We start from the raw sequence: 245 nt of genomic DNA, 5'->3' as shown, positions 1-245 counted from the left end.
TCTTTACCAATATTGATAACACCTGCAGCATCCTGCTTAACAAGACTATCTCCTACAACTTGGGTAATCTCATTCTTAAGTTCTTTATGAATATTCGTGATAGAATTGCCTACACCAGCAAACGCTTTCGCTACATCAGCATAACTTTGCTCTTCAACTGCACTGCCATCTTCCTTGACTACATGAACCTTAAACTTTGGGGCTTTCCATTCGCCATTCTCATACTGAGCTCCACCTCCTAAAGA

At 40.8% G+C, this 245-nt stretch carries 1 protein-coding gene; it reads right to left on the bottom strand.

The annotated features are described in order from the left end of the window. On the bottom strand, window positions 1–245 hold a 245-nt coding region (locus tag J7R07_RS08180; RefSeq protein WP_208436346.1), incomplete at both ends, for a hypothetical protein.

Origin of the sequence: Bartonella phoceensis (genome assembly GCF_902825145.1) — a bacterium.
Taxonomy (GTDB): domain Bacteria; phylum Pseudomonadota; class Alphaproteobacteria; order Rhizobiales; family Rhizobiaceae; genus Bartonella; species Bartonella phoceensis.
The sequence above is the reverse complement of the archived record's forward strand: the minus strand, read 5'-3'. Positions and strand labels throughout refer to the sequence as shown.